Below are 14,049 nucleotides of genomic sequence, written 5' to 3' on the forward strand. Positions count from 1 at the left end.
CCTCATGCGGCGCGCCACGGCCTCAGGCCAGGCGGCCGTGGCAGGCCTTGTACTTCTTGCCGCTGCCGCAGGGGCAGGGGTCGTTGCGGCCGACGCGCGGCACCTCGGCGGCCAGCGTGGCCGGATCGGCCTCGGCGCTGACGCTGCCGTCCTCGTTGGGATGGGTGTAGGTGACGTTGCGCACGGTCTCGGCGCGCTCTTCCATGGCCTCGGCGGCCTGGGCCACCTGCTCCTGGGTCTGCACGCGCACCGTCATCAGCACGCGCGTGACTTCCATCTTGACCACGTCGAGCAGCTGCGAGAACAGCTCGAAGGCCTCGCGCTTGTACTCCTGCTTCGGGTTCTTCTGCGCATAGCCGCGCAGGTGGATGCCCTGGCGCAAGTAGTCCAGCGCAGCCAGGTGCTCGCGCCAATGGGTGTCGATCGACTGCAGCAGCACCATGCGCATGAAGGGTGTGAACTGCTCGTCACCGACCAGGTCGAGCTTGGCCTGGAAGGCGGCGTCGGCCGCGCCGACCACCTTCTCGACGATCTCCTCGTCGGTGACGGCGTCGCTGCCCTCCACCCATTGGCGCAGCGGCACCTCGAGCTGCCACTCGTCCTTCAGCACCTGCTCCAGGCCGGCCAGGTCCCACTGTTCCTCGACCGATTCCTGCGGCACGTAGGTGCGCACCACCTCGGTCATCGTGGACGAGCGCAGGTTGGCGATCTGGGCCACCAGCGACGGCGCTTCGAGGATGTCGTTGCGCTGCTGGTAGATGACCTTGCGCTGGTCGTTGGAGACGTCGTCGTACTCGAGCAGCTGCTTGCGGATGTCGAAGTTGCGCGCCTCGACCTTGCGCTGCGCGCTCTCGATCGAGCGGCTGACGATGCCAGCCTCGATGGCCTCGCCTTCGGGCATCTTCAGGCGGTCCATGATCGAGCGCACGCGGTCGCCCGCGAAGATGCGCATCAGCGGATCGTCCAGGCTCAGGTAGAAGCGCGAGGCACCCGGGTCGCCCTGGCGGCCCGAGCGGCCGCGCAGCTGGTTGTCGATGCGGCGGCTCTCGTGGCGTTCGGTGGCGATGATGCGCAGGCCGCCTTCGGCCTTGACCTTCTCGTGCAGGCCGGCCCACTCGTCCTTGAGCTGCTGGATGCGGCGGGTCTTCTCGTCCGCCGGCACGGCCTCGTCGGCCTCCAGGAACTGGATCTGCTTCTCGACGTTGCCGCCCAGCACGATGTCGGTGCCGCGACCGGCCATGTTGGTGGCGATGGTGATCACGCCCGGGCGACCCGCCTGGGCCACGATCTCGGCCTCCTTGGCGTGCTGCTTGGCGTTGAGCACCTGGTGCGGCAGCTTGGCCTGGTTGAGCAGTCCCGAGATCAGCTCGGAATTCTCGATCGAGGTGGTGCCCACCAGCACCGGCTGGCCGCGGGTGTGGCAGTCGCGGATGTCCTCGATGACGGCGTTGTACTTCTCGCGCGCGGTCTTGTAGACCAGGTCGTTCTCGTCCTTGCGGATCGTCGGCCGGTTCGGCGGGATCACCACGGTTTCCAGGCCGTAGATCTCCTGGAACTCGTAGGCCTCGGTGTCGGCCGTGCCGGTCATGCCGCCGAGCTTGGCGTACATGCGGAAGTAGTTCTGGAAGGTGATCGAGGCCAGCGTCTGGTTCTCGCTCTGGATGGCCACGCCTTCCTTGGCCTCCACCGCCTGGTGCAGGCCGTCGGACCAGCGACGGCCGGTCATCAGGCGACCGGTGAATTCGTCGACGATCACCACCTCGCCGTTCTGCACCACGTAGTGCTGGTCACGGTGGTACAGGTGCTGGGCCCGCAGCGCCGCGTACACATGGTGCATCAGCGTGATGTTGGCCGGGTCGTAGAGGCTGGCACCCTCGGCCAGCAGCCCGGCCTGGGCCAGGATGCGCTCGGCGTTCTCGTGGCCGGCCTCGGTCAGGAAGACCTGGTGGGTCTTCTCGTCGACCGTGAAGTCGCCCGGCTCGATCACGCCCTCGCCGGTGCGCGGATCGGCCTCGCCGATCTGCTTCTTGAGCTGCGGCACCACGCCATTGATGCGCACGTACAGCTCGGTGTGGTCCTCGGCCTGGCCGGAGATGATCAGCGGCGTGCGGGCCTCATCGATCAGGATGGAGTCCACCTCGTCGACGATCGCGAAGTTCAGCCCGCGCTGCACCCGGTCGCCGGTCTCGTGGACCATGTTGTCGCGCAGGTAGTCGAAGCCGAACTCGTTGTTGGTGCCGTAGGTGATGTCGGCGCCATAGGCGGCCTGCTTCTGGGCACGGTCCATGCCGGGCACGTTGACGCCCACGGTCAGGCCCAGGAAGTTGTAGAGCCGGCCCATCCACTCGGCATCGCGGCTGGCCAGGTAGTCGTTGACCGTCACCACGTGCACGCCCTTGCCGGCCAGTGCATTGAGGTAGACCGGCAGCGTGGCCATCAGCGTCTTGCCCTCGCCGGTGCGCATCTCGGCGATCTTGCCGTTGTGCAGCGTCATGCCGCCCAGCAGCTGCACATCGAAGTGGCGCATCTTCAGCGTGCGCTTGCCGGCCTCGCGCACCGTGGCGAAGGCCTCGGGCAGCAGGTCGTCCAGCGTGGCGCCCTGGGCCAGGCGCTCGCGCAGCTGGGGCGTCATGGCCTGCAGGGCCGCGTCGTCCAGCGCCGAGAACTGGCCCTCCAGGGCGTTGATCTTCTCGACAACGCGGCGGTACTGCTTGAGCAGGCGGTCGTTGCGACTGCCGAAAATCTGGGTGAGAAGCTTGGGCAACATGCGGCGAGGGGCCTGAGGAATCGTCGGGGCGACGCCCGCAGATGGGGCCGCGGCACCCACGGTTCAAGGGGCGCGTCGCAAACGTTCCATGTTATCACCCGGGCATGGCCGGGCTGCCCCCGCGTTCAGGGGCCGGCGGCGGCCAGGAAACGCGACGGGTTCTGCGGCACGCCGTCGATCAGCACCTCGAAATGCAGGTGCGGGCCGGTGGAGCGGCCGGAATTGCCCACCAGCGCCACCTGCTGGCCGCGCTTGACGATGTCACCGGTGTTGACCAGGATCTTCGAGGTGTGGGCGTAACGCGTGGACAGGCCGTTGCCATGGTCGATCTCCAGCAGCTGGCCGTACTGCGGATGCCAGGCGGTGGAGGTGACCACGCCGCCGGCGGCCGAAAAGATCGGCGTGCCCGGGGCGGCCTGGAAGTCCTGGCCGGTGTGCAGCGCCGGCCGGCCGGTGAAGGGGTCGGCGCGGAAACCGAAGGCCGAGCCGATCGGCGCGTCGATCGGGCGGCTGCTGGGCAGCATCAGCGAGGCCAGGCGCTTCTCGAACAGGCGCGACTCGGTCAGCGTGAAGACATCGGCATGCAGCTCGACGCGCTGCTCCAGCTGCGACATGGCTTCGTTCAGCACCTCCAGGCTGGGGTGATCCAGCGGCAGGTAGGGGCCGCCGGCGCCGCGCGGTGCCGGCGTCGGTGCCGGCATCAGTGCGGCCGAGGCGGCCGGCGCGGTCGGCTGCAGCAGCCTGAGCTCATCGGGCTTGACGCCGGCCAGATTGGTCAGGCGGTCCCCCATGGCTTCGAGGCGGATCATGCGCGCCTGCATGTCGCCCACCTTGGAGGCCATGGCGTCCAGGTTCTCGCGCATGAAGCGGTCGCGCTGCGCAAATTCGTCGCGCACCACGAGCTTGACGATCTGGCTGACCACCGGCCAGCCCTCGCGCGCCGCCGCCAGGAAGATGAAGTGGTAGATCGTGCCCGACAGCAGCAGCAGCGCCATCAGCAGGGCCAGCACGGCCGAGCTGATCTGCAGCCGGCTGAGCTGGAAGGCGCGGGTGCGGGAGGCGCCCTCGCCGGTGATCAGGATCTGCATCGAACTACACTCCTTGCCGATGAACCTTCCCGGCAAGCACCAGCCCCACACCCGGCCGATCGCCGAGGCGCTGGATGCCAACCAGGCCCTGGGCCGACTGCTGGAGCGGCTGCGCGAGTCTCAGCGCCGGCATGCGCTGATCCTGCCCGCCCTGGCACCGGCCTTGCGGCCCTGGGTCCAGCCCGGGCCGCTCGATGACGAGGGCTGGACGCTGCTGGTGCCCAATGCCGCCGTGGCGGCCAAGATGCGCCACGCCCTGCCCCACCTGGAAGCGGTGCTGGCCGAGGCCGGCCGCCCGCCGCTGCCCCTGCGGATCAAGGTGCGCTCCGGGCGCCCCTGAGCCGGGGAGCCCCGGAGCCGTTTCGGCCGCGGGGCACGCATTATTCCACGCCCCGCCAGGATGGTGCCGGCTATCCGAATCGAACGGATGACCTACGGTTTACAAGACCGTTGCTCTACCAACTGAGCTAAGCCGGCGGATCGGGTGGGCATTCTAGGAGGCGCCCGACTGCGCGCGGGCGCCTACTTCACGCGTTTGAGCGCGGGCCGTCCGGCGCCCGGCGTGGCCGGGCCGGAGGGCTCGGGGTCGGGCGGTGTGTCGGCGTCGGCGCTGGGCTCGACACTGGCCAGGCGCAGACCGGTGGCCGGCCGGGCCGTCGCCGCGGGTGGCGTCACCAGGGTCTGGGGCTCGGTGGCGGCCGCCTCGGCGGTGGGCATCGGGAAGGCCATGCCCTGGCCATTCTCGCGGGCATAGATGGCCACCACGTGGTCCACCGGCACGACGATCTCGCGCGCGACGCCGCCGAAGCGGGCCTTGAACTCGATGAAGTCGTTGCCCAGCTTCAGGCCGCTGGTGGCCTCGAAGCCGACGTTGAGCACGATCTCGTTGTTCTTCACGTACTCGGCGGGCACCTGCACCGAGGCATCGACAAACACCGCCACGTAGGGCGTGAAGCCGTTGTCGGTGCACCAGTCGTGCAAGGCCCGGATCAGGTAGGGCCGGGTCGAGGTGCCCTGGTTGTCCGGGCTGGCAGGCGGCGGCGTCGTGGTCATCGTGGCTCTGGCCGGGCGATTACTTGCGCATCACCTTCTCGGAGGGCGTCAGCGCCTCGATGTAGGCCGGGCGCGAGAAGATGCGCTCGGCGTACTTCAGCAGCGGCGCGGCGTTCTTCGACAGGTCGATGCCGTAGTAGTCCAGGCGCCACAGCAGCGGGGCGATCGCCACGTCGAGCATGCTGAAGTCGTCGCCCAGCATGTACTTGTTCTTCAGGAAGATCGGCGCGAGCTGGGTGAGGCGGTCGCGGATCTGGCCGCGGGCCTTCTCGAGCTGCTTGTCGGTGGCCTTGATGCCCCGGCCTTCCAGGATGTTGACGTTGGCGAACAGTTCCTTCTCGAAGTTGAAGAGGAACAGGCGCACGCGGGCACGCGCCACCGGGTCGCCCGGCATCAGCTGCGGGTGCGGGAAGCGCTCGTCGATGTACTCGTTGATGATGTGCGACTCGTACAGGATCAGGTCGCGCTCGACGAGGATGGGCACCTCGTTGTACGGGTTCATCAGCGCGATGTCCTCGGGCTTGGCGAAGAGGTCGACATCGCGGATCTCGAAGTCCATGCCTTTCTCGAACAGCACGAAGCGGCAGCGGTGCGAGTAGGGGCAGGTGGTACCGGAGTAAAGCACCATCATGGTGGCGGGCTCCTTGATCGGAACGGAAAAGCGGTTCGGCAGGGCCGAAAACGGAAAAACGCAGTGGGCCCGCATCAGGGTCCCACTGCGCGCGGGGACCGGCGCGCGGCCGGTCCGGCAGGGCCTACTTTACTTGACGTCCTTCCAGAACGCGGCGTTGAGGCGATAAGCGAAGAAAGTCAGCACCAGCAGGAAGGCCAGCACCGCCATGCCCAGCTTGGTGCGCTGGAACTGCACGGGCTCACCCATCCACTGCAGGTAGGCCACCAGGTCGCCGATGGCGCTGTCATAGGCCTTGGCGTCCATGGTGCCCGGCTTGGCCAGGGTCAGCGCATGGTCGGCGCCCAGCACCTGCTCGCCCTGCAGTTCCCACAGCACGTGGGGCATGCCGACGTTGGCGAAGACGGTGTTGTTCCAGCCGGTCGGGCGGGTCTCGTCACGGTAGAAGCCGCGCAGGTAGGTGTACAGGTAGTCGGCACCGGTGCCTTGCGAGCCGGCGCGCGAACGCGCCACCAGGGTCAGGTCGGGCGGCGTGGCACCGAACCAGTCCTTGGCCTGGCGCGGGTCCATCGAGACCTTCATCAGGTCGCCGACCTTGTCGCCCGCGAACAGCAGGTTGGTGCGGATCTGCTCCTCGGTCAGACCGATGTCGGTCAGCCGGTTGTAGCGCATGAAGGCTGCCGCGTGGCAGTTCAGGCAGTAGTTGACGAACAGCTTGGCACCGTTCTGCAGCGAGGCGGTGCTCTGCAGCTTCTCGGTGGGGAACTTGTCCCAGGCGGGGCCACCGGTGTTGGCGGTGGCGCCGCTGACCAGGCACAGCGCGGCAGCCAGGCCGGCGATGAGTTTCTTGATCATGATGTGGTGTGCTCCTGCCTGGTTCAGTGCGGCGTGAAGGTCACGCGGTCGGGGACCTTCTTGAAGGTGCCGAGCTGGCTCCACCAGGGCATCAGCAGGAAGAAGCCGAAATAGAAGAGCGTGCCGACCTGGGCGATCAGCGTGCCGATGTCCGACGGCGGCTGGATGCCCAGGTAGGCCAGCACGACGAAGAAGATCACGAACACGATGTACAGGTGGCGGTGCCAGGTCGGACGGTAGCGGATCGACTTGGCCGGGCTGTGGTCCAGCCAGGGCAGGAAGAACAGGATGATGACCGCGCCGCCCATCACCACCACGCCCCAGAACTTGGCGTCGAAGGTCTTGAGCAGGCCGATGGCCACCAGCGCGCCGACGATCACGGCGATCTTGGCCGTGCCGGCGAACTTGCCCTTCAGCACCGCACCCAGCGCGCCCAGGCCGATGATCACGCACAGCACGTTGACCATCACGTCGGTCGTGGCGCGCAGCATCGAATAGAAGGGCGTGAAGTACCAGACCGGCGCGATGTGCGGCGGGGTCTTCAGCGGGTCGGCCGGGATGAAGTTGTTGTACTCCAGGAAGTAGCCACCCAGCTCAGGCGCGAAGAAGATGATCGCGGTGAAGACGATCAGGAACAGGCAGACGCCCAGGATGTCGTGCACCGAGTAGTACGGGTGGAAGGGGATGCCGTCCAGCGGGTGGCCGTTGGCGTCCTTCGGGGCGTTCGGGCCCTTGATCTCGACGCCGTCCGGGTTGTTCGAACCCACCTCGTGCAGCGCGATGATGTGCGCCACCACCAGGCCCAGCAGCACCAGCGGCACCGCGATGACGTGGAAGCTGAAGAAGCGGTTCAGCGTGGCGTCGCTCACCACGTAGTCGCCGCGGATCAGCAGCGCCAGGTCCGGACCGACGAAGGGCACGGCGGCGAACAGGTTCACGATGACCTGAGCGCCCCAGTAGGACATCTGGCCCCAGGGCAGCAGGTAGCCCATGAAGGCCTCGGCCATCAGCGCCAGGAAGATCGCGCAGCCGAAGATCCAGACCAGCTCGCGCGGCTTGCGGTACGAGCCGTACAGCAGGCCACGGAACATGTGCAGGTAGACGACGACGAAGAACGCCGATGCCCCGGTGGAGTGGATGTAGCGGATCAGCCAGCCCCAGGGCACATCGCGCATGATGTACTCGACCGAGGCGAAGGCCACGGCCGCATCCGGCTTGTAGTGCATCACCAGGAAGATGCCGGAGACGATCTGGATCACCAGCACCATCAGGGCGAGCGAGCCGAAGATGTACCACCAGTTGAAGTTCTTCGGAGCGTAGTACTCCGACATGTGCTCCTTGTACATCTTGGACGCCGGGAACCGGTTGTCCACCCAGGTCATCAGCTTCTCGCCGACGGACGCGTCCGCCGGCGCGACTTTGAATTCAGCAGCCATGGTTGCCTTTCTTGTGTTCGGGGGACGCCGGATCAGGCCTTCTTGTCTTCGCCGATCAGCAGCTTGGAATCGCTGAGATACATGTGCGGCGGGACTTCGAGGTTGTCAGGGGCGGGCTTGTTCTTGAACACGCGGCCGGCCATGTCGAAGGTCGAGCCGTGGCAGGGGCACAGGAAGCCGCCCGGCCAGTCGGCGGGCAGCGAGGGCTGGGCACCCGCCTGGAACTTGTCGGAGGGCGAGCAGCCCAGGTGCGAGCAGATGCCCACCACCACCAGGTACTCCGGCTTGATCGAGCGCGCCTCGTTCTTGGCGTACTCGGGGATCGGGTAGGCCTTGCGCTGGTTGTCGGGGTCGGCGAGCTGGTCGTTCAGCTTCTTCAGGCCCTCGAGCTGCTCGGGCGTGCGGCGCACGATCCAGACCGGCTTGCCGCGCCATTCCACGGTCATCTTCTCGCCCGGCTTGAGGGCGCTGATGTCGGCCTCCACGGCGGCACCGGCGGCCTTGGCGCGCTCGGACGGGGTGAAGGTACTGACGAAGGGCACGGCGGTTGCCACGCCACCCACGGCACCCGCGGCACCGGTGGCGATCAGCCAGGTGCGCTTGCCTTGGTCCACAGCGTTGTCACTCATGGAGGTCCTTTGGAATGTGGGAAGCTGCTGGGGGCGGGATGGGGGAATCCCGCAGATTAGTGTTTTCAGTCAACCAGGCATTTTAGCGGACCTGCAACAGCATCGACTGTCATCGCGCAACTGCGCACGTCAGGCTGGCGCAAGTTGTTGACTTCATGCCCCGTGCGGAGACACTGCATCCGCGCCGACGGGGAATCCGCTCCGGGACGGCGTCGCAGCACACAACAGCACAGGAGTGAGAGCCATGAGCTTCGTCTCGGAATTCAAGGAATTTGCCATGAAGGGCAATGTCGTCGACCTGGCGGTCGGCGTCATCATCGGCGGCGCCTTCGGCAAGATCGTCGACTCGGTGGTCGGCGACCTGATCATGCCCATCGTCGGCTGGCTGTTCGGCGGTCTGGACTTCAGCAACTACTTCATCCAGCTCTCGGGCGCCGCGGCCACCAACCTGGCCGACGCCAAGAAGGCCGGCGCGGTGTTCGCCTACGGCAGCTTCATCACCGTGGCGCTGAACTTCATGATCCTGGCCTTCATCATCTTCATCATGATCAAGCAGATCAACCGCCTGAAGAAGGCCGAGGCCCCGGCCGCGGCGGCCCCGGCCGAGCCGCCGCCCACGCCGGAAGACATCCAGCTGCTGCGCGAAATCCGCGACTCGCTGAAGCGCTGATTCCCCGCGCATCAGCCCGGCGCCAGGCGCCGGGCCATGCGCAAGGCGGCCAGCAGGCTGGCCGGATCGGCCAGCCCGCGGCCGGCGATGTCGAAGGCGGTGCCATGGTCGGGGCTGGTGCGCACCAGCGGCAGGCCCAGCGTCAGGTTGACGCCCTGCTCGACCCCCAGGTATTTGACCGGGATCAACCCGTGGTCATGTGTCATCGCCACCACGGCATCGAATTCGCCGGGCCGGGCGGCGCTGTCGCGGGCGCGCATGAACACCGTGTCGGGCGCGAACGGACCGCGGGCATCGATCCCGCGGGCACACGCCGCTTCTATCGCCGGCGTGATCAGCCGGATCTCCTCGTCGCCGAACAGACCGCCCTCGCCCGCATGCGGGTTCAACCCCGCCACCGCGATGCGCGGCGCGGCGATGCCGAAGCGCTGCAGCGCCTCGTGGGTGATGACGATCGTCTCCAGGATGCCGGGGGTGTCCAGCGTCTCGATCGCCCGCCGCAGCGCCATGTGGATGGTCACCAGCACCACGCGCAGCTCGTCATTGGCCAGCATCATGCGCACCGGCAGCGCGCGTCCCACGTGCGCGCTGGCCAGTGACTGCAGCAGCTCGGTGTGCCCAGGCACACCCAGGCCGGCAGCGGCCAGGGCTTCCTTGTGGATCGGCGCGGTCACCAGCGCCCGGGCGCGGCCAGCCAGCACCTCGCGGGTGGCGGCCGTGATGCAAGCCGCCGCGGCGGCGCCGGCGCGCGCGTCCACCCGGCCCCAGGGCAGCGTGGCCAGCGACGGCTCCAGCCCGCCCGGCGGCAGCCACACCGGCACCGCCGCCGGCGGCAGTCCGCAGACCGCCTGGGCACGCGCCAGCACGGCCGGATCGCCGACGACAAGCACCTCATCCAAGGCGCCGGCCGCATGGGCCCGCACGATGATCTCGGGGCCGATCCCGACGGGATCGCCCATGGTCAGCAACAGCGGCAGGCTCATCAGGCGGGGTTGTCGATGTCAATGAAACGGTGCGTCAGTCCGAACTGCGCGGCCAGGTGGGCCCCCAGCGCCGGGGCGCCATAGCGCTCGGTGGCGTGGTGGCCGCAGGCCAGGAAGGCCACGCCGGTCTCACGCGCCAGGTGAGCCTGGGGCTCGGACACCTCGCCGGTGATGAAGGCATCGGCGCCGGCGGCGATCGCCGCCTCGAAGAAGCCCTGGGCGCCGCCAGTGCACCAGGCCACGCGCTGCAGCGGTCGGCCGTCGCCCGGCAGCACCAGCGGTGCCCGGCCCAGCGCCTGGTGGGCGCACTCGGCCAGCGCGTCCAGCGTGGCCACCGGCGCCGCGCCCAGCCAGCCCAGGTCCTGGTCGCCGAAGCGGGCCTCACCCTGCAGCCCCAGTTGACGACCCAGCTGGGCGTTGTTGCCCCACTCGGGGTGGGCATCCAGCGGCAGGTGGTAGGCGAACAGGTTGATGCCGTGGGCCATCAGGCGCTCGACGCGGGCCTTGAGCCAGCCGGTCAGGCGGCCGTCGTGGCCACGCCAGAACAGGCCGTGGTGCACCAGCAGCGCGTCGGCGCCCTCGGCGATGGCGGCATCGATCAATGCGCGGCTCGCGGTGACGCCGCTGACGATCTTGACAATCTCGTCCTTGCCCTCCACCTGCAGGCCGTTCGGCCCATAATCCTTGAAGCGGTCAACCTGCAGCAGCTCGTGCAGGTGCCTGTCGATGTCGCGACGCTGGGCCACGGTGCCTGTCCTTTCCCCTGTCTTCCGATGCGCAGAACCTGGCTGATTTTCTCGCAAGCCGTCACCGTGGCCGTGGCGGTGCTGTTTGTCGTGGGCACCTTCAAGCCGCAGTGGCTGGGTGGCGCCCCCGACGTGCTGGGCATGGCGCGGCCGCCCGCCTCGGGCGTGGTCACGGTGGGCGTGAGCAGCCCGGGCGCGTCGGCCCCGCTGCAGCCGCTGACCCAGGCGGCCAAGCGGGCCGCGCCGGCGGTGGTCAGCATCACCGCCAGCAAGGCGCCGCCGCGGCGCTCGGCCCAGCAGCCGCACAGCCAGGACCCGTGGTTCCGCTTCTTCTTCGGCCAGCCCGGCCAGCAGCCCGAACCGCAGGTGGGCCTGGGTTCGGGCGTGATCGTCAGCAGCGACGGCTACCTGCTGACCAATCACCATGTGGTCGAGGGCGCCGACCAGGTGAGCGTGCGTCTGGCCGACGGCCGCGAGGCCGAGGCCCAGCTGATCGGCACCGACCCCGAAAGCGACATCGCGGTGCTGAAGATCGGTCTGGACAACCTGCCCAGCCTGACGCTGGGCGCGATCGAGCAACTGCAGGTGGGCGATGCGGTGCTGGCGATCGGCAACCCGTTCAACGTGGGGCAGACGGTGACCTCGGGCATCGTCAGTGCGCTGGGGCGCAGCGGCCTGGGCCTGTCCACCTTCGAGAACTTCATCCAGACCGATGCGGCCATCAACCCCGGCAACTCGGGCGGCGCGCTGGTCGATGCGGCGGGCAACCTGGTGGGCATCAACTCGGCGATCTACTCGCAGTCGGGCGGCAGCATGGGCATCGGCTTCGCCATCCCGATCGACCTGGCGCAGCATGTGATGGACGGCCTGGTGCGCGATGGGCAGGTCACCCGCGGCTGGATCGGCGTGCAGCCACGCGACCTGGACCCGGAGTTCGCCCAGAGCTTCAACCTGCCGGTCAGCCAGGGCGTGCTGATCACCGGCGTGCTGCAGAACGGTCCGGCCAGCCAGGCCGGCATGCGGCCGGGCGATGTGGTCACCACCATCGCCGGGCGGCCGGTGCGCAGCACCTCGCAGCTGCTGCTGGCGGTGTCGGAGCTGAAGCCGCAGTCGCAGGCGCAGATCGGCGTGCAGCGCGGCAGCGAAACGCTGCAGCTGACGGTCACCGTCGCCCAGCGACCGAAATCGCCGCGCTGACGGACCTAGGGCCTCAGGCGCCGTTGTCGGGGGGCGCCTGGGTGTGCTTGATGAAAAGGCCCGCGGCGAGGATGCCCAGCTCGTAGAGCAGCACCATCGGGATCGCCAGCGCCAGCTGCGAGACCACATCCGGTGGCGTGATGACAGCAGCGATGACGAAGGCGATGACGATGAAGTAGCCGCGCCACTCGCGCAGCTTCTCGACGCTGACCACGCCCATGCGCGCCAGCACCACCACCACCACCGGCACCTCGAAGGCGGCGCCGAAGGCGATGAACATCGTCAGCACGAAGCCCAGGTAGGCCTCGATGTCCGGCGCCGCGGTGATGCTCTTGGGCGCGAACTGCTGGATGAACTTGAAGACCTGGCCGAAGACGAAGAAGTAGCAGAAGGCCACGCCGGAGAAGAACAGCACCGTGCTGGACACCACCAGCGGCAGCACCAGCTTCTTCTCGTGGCTGTACAGGCCCGGCGCCACAAAGGCCCAGACCTGGTAGAGCACCACCGGCAGCGCCAGCAGGAAGGCGGCCATCAGCGTGATCTTCAGCGGCACCAGGAAGGGCGAGATCACGTTGGTGGCGATCATCGTCGCGCCCTGCGGCAGGTTGCGCACCAGCGGCGCGGCCAGCAGGTCATAGAGGCCGCTGGGGCCGGGCCACAGCGCCAGCACGCCGAAGGCGATGCCCACCGCGATCAGCGCCCGGATCAGGCGGTCGCGCAGCTCGATCAGGTGGGACACGAACGGCGCTTCGGTGCCTTCGAGTTCGTCGCGCGGTTCGTTGCTCATGCGGGTCAGGGGCCCGCGGTCGGGCACAAAGGGGGATTCAGGGCGCGGTCAGCCGGCACGCGGGCGGAAGCGCCGAACGCGGGCGGCGCCCGATTGCACGTGGGTGCGCACGCCGGCGCGCTGCTTGTACCACTGGGGCGTGGCGCTGCGCTTCACACGCCAGTTCTTGCGCACCGGCTGGTAGCTCGCTGGCGGCTCGGTCAAGGTCGAGCCGTCGCTGCTCGGCCCGGACAGGCCGGCCGTGACTTCGCTCCAGTTGGACTCGAAGCTGGACGCAGCGTCGTTGACCTCGGTGCGCACGGTCTGCTCGACATCGCGCGCCGCCGTCTCGAACTGGGACTTCATCTTCTGAAGCTCTTCCAGCTCGATCGAGCGGTTCACCTCGGCCTTGACGTCGGCCACATAGCGCTGCGCCTTGCCTACCATGTGGCCCACGGTGCGGGCCACGCGCGGCAGCTTCTCGGGCCCGATGACGATCAGCGCCACGGCGCCGATCAGGGCCAGCTTGTCGAAACCGAAGTCGATCATGCGCGCGCGGCTGCCGGCTCGGGGCTCAGGACTTGGTCTTGGTCTCGACGTCCACGGTGTTGGCGTCGGTCCTCGGCGCGGCCACCTGCTGCGCCGGCGGCACCGGCTGCTGGTCGCCCTCGGCGGCGCCCTTCATGCCGTCCTTGAAGCCCTTGACCGCCGAACCCAGGTCGGAGCCCATGTTCTTCAGCTTCTTGGTGCCGAACACCATCACCACGATGAGCAGCACGATCAGCCAATGCCAGATGCTGAACGATCCCATGTCAAGTTCTCCTAAGTCGAATGACGGATTCTAGGGCCGGCGCCTGTCCACCCTGGCAGGTCAGCCTTTGGCCCACGGGCGCGGACCGCCCATCACATGCATGTGCAGGTGAAACACCTCCTGCCCGCCGTCGCGCCCGGTGTTGATGACCTGGCGGAAGCCGTCGGTCACCCCCAGCTGGGCCATCAGCCGCGGCGCCAGCACGTTCATGTGGCCCAGCAGGGCGGCGTCGGCCTCGGTCACCTCGGTCATCGACGCGATGTGCTGCTTCGGGATGATCAGCACATGCACCGGTGCCCAGGGCGCGATGTCGTGGAAGGCGACCACCCGGTCGTCCTCGTGAACCTTCTTCGCGGGGATCTGGCCCGCGACGATCTTGCAGAAGATGCAGTTCGGATCAGCACTCATGGGATGCGT

The 14,049-nt window shown here is 68.1% G+C and carries 16 protein-coding genes and 1 tRNA gene; 3 read left to right on the plus strand and 14 right to left on the minus strand.

Going from position 1 to position 14,049, the window contains the following annotated elements:
* Window positions 1-22 precede the first annotated feature (22 nt).
* Window positions 23-2,767 carry a preprotein translocase subunit SecA gene (secA, locus tag KAK07_RS12800; RefSeq protein WP_210861144.1) on the minus strand — a complete coding sequence of 915 codons (2,745 nt, stop codon included), beginning with the start codon at window positions 2,765-2,767 and terminating at the stop codon, window positions 23-25.
* Between the two features lie 125 nt (window positions 2,768-2,892).
* A complete protein-coding gene (locus tag KAK07_RS12805) occupies window positions 2,893-3,855 on the minus strand; it encodes a M23 family metallopeptidase (RefSeq protein WP_210861146.1) in 963 nt (320 codons plus the stop codon).
* Window positions 3,856-3,874: 19 nt separating this feature from the next.
* Here KAK07_RS12805 and KAK07_RS12810 point away from each other — a divergent pair, with 19 nt between their 5' ends.
* Entirely contained in the window at window positions 3,875-4,195 is a 321-nt protein-coding gene (locus KAK07_RS12810; RefSeq protein ID WP_210861148.1) for a hypothetical protein, read from the plus strand.
* Window positions 4,196-4,256: 61 nt separating this feature from the next.
* Here the strand turns inward: KAK07_RS12810 and KAK07_RS12815 are convergent.
* The 6 genes from KAK07_RS12815 to petA form a co-directional block, all read right to left on the minus strand.
* A tRNA-Thr gene (locus KAK07_RS12815) sits at window positions 4,257-4,332 on the minus strand.
* 45 nt (window positions 4,333-4,377) lie between these two features.
* On the minus strand, window positions 4,378-4,908 hold the full coding sequence (locus KAK07_RS12820; protein ID WP_210861151.1) for a ClpXP protease specificity-enhancing factor: 531 nt from the start codon (window positions 4,906-4,908) through the stop codon (window positions 4,378-4,380).
* A gap of 19 nt (window positions 4,909-4,927) precedes the next feature.
* On the minus strand, window positions 4,928-5,539 hold the full coding sequence (locus KAK07_RS12825) for a glutathione S-transferase N-terminal domain-containing protein (protein WP_210799687.1): 612 nt from the start codon (window positions 5,537-5,539) through the stop codon (window positions 4,928-4,930).
* A 129-nt stretch (window positions 5,540-5,668) separates the two neighbouring features.
* Complete coding sequence (locus KAK07_RS12830; RefSeq protein ID WP_210854228.1) at window positions 5,669-6,391, minus strand: cytochrome c1; 723 nt, start codon at window positions 6,389-6,391, stop codon at window positions 5,669-5,671.
* A 26-nt stretch (window positions 6,392-6,417) separates the two neighbouring features.
* Window positions 6,418-7,830, minus strand: a complete 1,413-nt coding sequence (locus tag KAK07_RS12835) for a cytochrome b (protein WP_210854059.1) — start codon at window positions 7,828-7,830, stop codon at window positions 6,418-6,420.
* A gap of 32 nt (window positions 7,831-7,862) precedes the next feature.
* Window positions 7,863-8,459 carry a ubiquinol-cytochrome c reductase iron-sulfur subunit gene (gene petA / locus KAK07_RS12840; protein ID WP_210854060.1) on the minus strand — a complete coding sequence of 199 codons (597 nt, stop codon included), beginning with the start codon at window positions 8,457-8,459 and terminating at the stop codon, window positions 7,863-7,865.
* A gap of 244 nt (window positions 8,460-8,703) precedes the next feature.
* On the opposite strand from petA, the gene mscL reads away from it, so the two are divergent.
* The gene (mscL, locus tag KAK07_RS12845) at window positions 8,704-9,129 is read left to right on the plus strand and encodes a large conductance mechanosensitive channel protein MscL (RefSeq protein WP_210861152.1); all 426 of its coding nucleotides are present in this window, start codon (window positions 8,704-8,706) and stop codon (window positions 9,127-9,129) included.
* Between the two features lie 11 nt (window positions 9,130-9,140).
* On the opposite strand, the gene pdxA is transcribed toward mscL, so the two are convergent.
* Window positions 9,141-10,112 carry a 4-hydroxythreonine-4-phosphate dehydrogenase PdxA gene (gene pdxA, locus KAK07_RS12850; protein WP_210861155.1) on the minus strand — a complete coding sequence of 324 codons (972 nt, stop codon included), beginning with the start codon at window positions 10,110-10,112 and terminating at the stop codon, window positions 9,141-9,143.
* Complete coding sequence (locus KAK07_RS12855) at window positions 10,112-10,858, minus strand: Nif3-like dinuclear metal center hexameric protein (protein WP_210861164.1); 747 nt, start codon at window positions 10,856-10,858, stop codon at window positions 10,112-10,114. The genes pdxA and KAK07_RS12855 overlap by 1 nt, the downstream gene beginning before the upstream one ends.
* A gap of 27 nt (window positions 10,859-10,885) precedes the next feature.
* Between KAK07_RS12855 and KAK07_RS12860 the strand changes: the two genes are divergently transcribed.
* On the plus strand, window positions 10,886-12,055 hold the full coding sequence (locus tag KAK07_RS12860; protein WP_210854064.1) for a trypsin-like peptidase domain-containing protein: 1,170 nt from the start codon (window positions 10,886-10,888) through the stop codon (window positions 12,053-12,055).
* 13 nt (window positions 12,056-12,068) lie between these two features.
* Here the strand turns inward: KAK07_RS12860 and tatC are convergent, their stop codons facing one another.
* From tatC to KAK07_RS12880, 4 genes are read right to left on the minus strand one after another with little or no spacing between them, the layout of a single operon-like run.
* Window positions 12,069-12,842 carry a twin-arginine translocase subunit TatC gene (tatC, locus tag KAK07_RS12865; protein WP_210854065.1) on the minus strand — a complete coding sequence of 258 codons (774 nt, stop codon included), beginning with the start codon at window positions 12,840-12,842 and terminating at the stop codon, window positions 12,069-12,071.
* Window positions 12,843-12,890: 48 nt separating this feature from the next.
* Window positions 12,891-13,370 (minus strand): Sec-independent protein translocase protein TatB, encoded by a 480-nt coding sequence (gene tatB, locus KAK07_RS12870; RefSeq protein ID WP_210861166.1) that lies wholly within the window; start codon window positions 13,368-13,370, stop codon window positions 12,891-12,893.
* Window positions 13,371-13,395: 25 nt separating this feature from the next.
* Window positions 13,396-13,632 (minus strand): Sec-independent protein translocase subunit TatA, encoded by a 237-nt coding sequence (gene tatA / locus KAK07_RS12875; RefSeq protein WP_210854067.1) that lies wholly within the window; start codon window positions 13,630-13,632, stop codon window positions 13,396-13,398.
* Between the two features lie 60 nt (window positions 13,633-13,692).
* On the minus strand, window positions 13,693-14,040 hold the full coding sequence (locus tag KAK07_RS12880; RefSeq protein WP_210861167.1) for a histidine triad nucleotide-binding protein: 348 nt from the start codon (window positions 14,038-14,040) through the stop codon (window positions 13,693-13,695).
* Window positions 14,041-14,049 lie beyond the last annotated feature (9 nt).

It is taken from the genome of Ideonella alba, assembly GCF_018069875.1.
GTDB classification, from domain to species: domain Bacteria; phylum Pseudomonadota; class Gammaproteobacteria; order Burkholderiales; family Burkholderiaceae_C; genus Ideonella; species Ideonella alba.

Excerpts from the sequence above, each read along its gene's own strand:
- KAK07_RS12805 (WP_210861146.1), bottom strand. The coding sequence starts at position 3,855 with ATGCAGATCCTGATCACCGGCGAGGGCGCCTCCCGCACCCGCGCCTTC.
- KAK07_RS12835 (WP_210854059.1), bottom strand. The coding sequence starts at position 7,830 with ATGGCTGCTGAATTCAAAGTCGCGCCGGCGGACGCGTCCGTCGGCGAG.
- KAK07_RS12820 (WP_210861151.1), bottom strand. The coding sequence starts at position 4,908 with ATGACCACGACGCCGCCGCCTGCCAGCCCGGACAACCAGGGCACCTCG.
- KAK07_RS12860 (WP_210854064.1), top strand. The coding sequence starts at position 10,886 with ATGCGCAGAACCTGGCTGATTTTCTCGCAAGCCGTCACCGTGGCCGTG.
- pdxA (WP_210861155.1), bottom strand. The coding sequence starts at position 10,112 with ATGAGCCTGCCGCTGTTGCTGACCATGGGCGATCCCGTCGGGATCGGC.
- KAK07_RS12810 (WP_210861148.1), top strand. The coding sequence starts at position 3,875 with ATGAACCTTCCCGGCAAGCACCAGCCCCACACCCGGCCGATCGCCGAG.
- tatA (WP_210854067.1), bottom strand. The coding sequence starts at position 13,632 with ATGGGATCGTTCAGCATCTGGCATTGGCTGATCGTGCTGCTCATCGTG.
- tatB (WP_210861166.1), bottom strand. The coding sequence starts at position 13,370 with ATGATCGACTTCGGTTTCGACAAGCTGGCCCTGATCGGCGCCGTGGCG.
- secA (WP_210861144.1), bottom strand. The coding sequence starts at position 2,767 with ATGTTGCCCAAGCTTCTCACCCAGATTTTCGGCAGTCGCAACGACCGC.
- mscL (WP_210861152.1), top strand. The coding sequence starts at position 8,704 with ATGAGCTTCGTCTCGGAATTCAAGGAATTTGCCATGAAGGGCAATGTC.
- petA (WP_210854060.1), bottom strand. The coding sequence starts at position 8,459 with ATGAGTGACAACGCTGTGGACCAAGGCAAGCGCACCTGGCTGATCGCC.
- KAK07_RS12880 (WP_210861167.1), bottom strand. The coding sequence starts at position 14,040 with ATGAGTGCTGATCCGAACTGCATCTTCTGCAAGATCGTCGCGGGCCAG.
- KAK07_RS12825 (WP_210799687.1), bottom strand. The coding sequence starts at position 5,539 with ATGATGGTGCTTTACTCCGGTACCACCTGCCCCTACTCGCACCGCTGC.
- tatC (WP_210854065.1), bottom strand. The coding sequence starts at position 12,842 with ATGAGCAACGAACCGCGCGACGAACTCGAAGGCACCGAAGCGCCGTTC.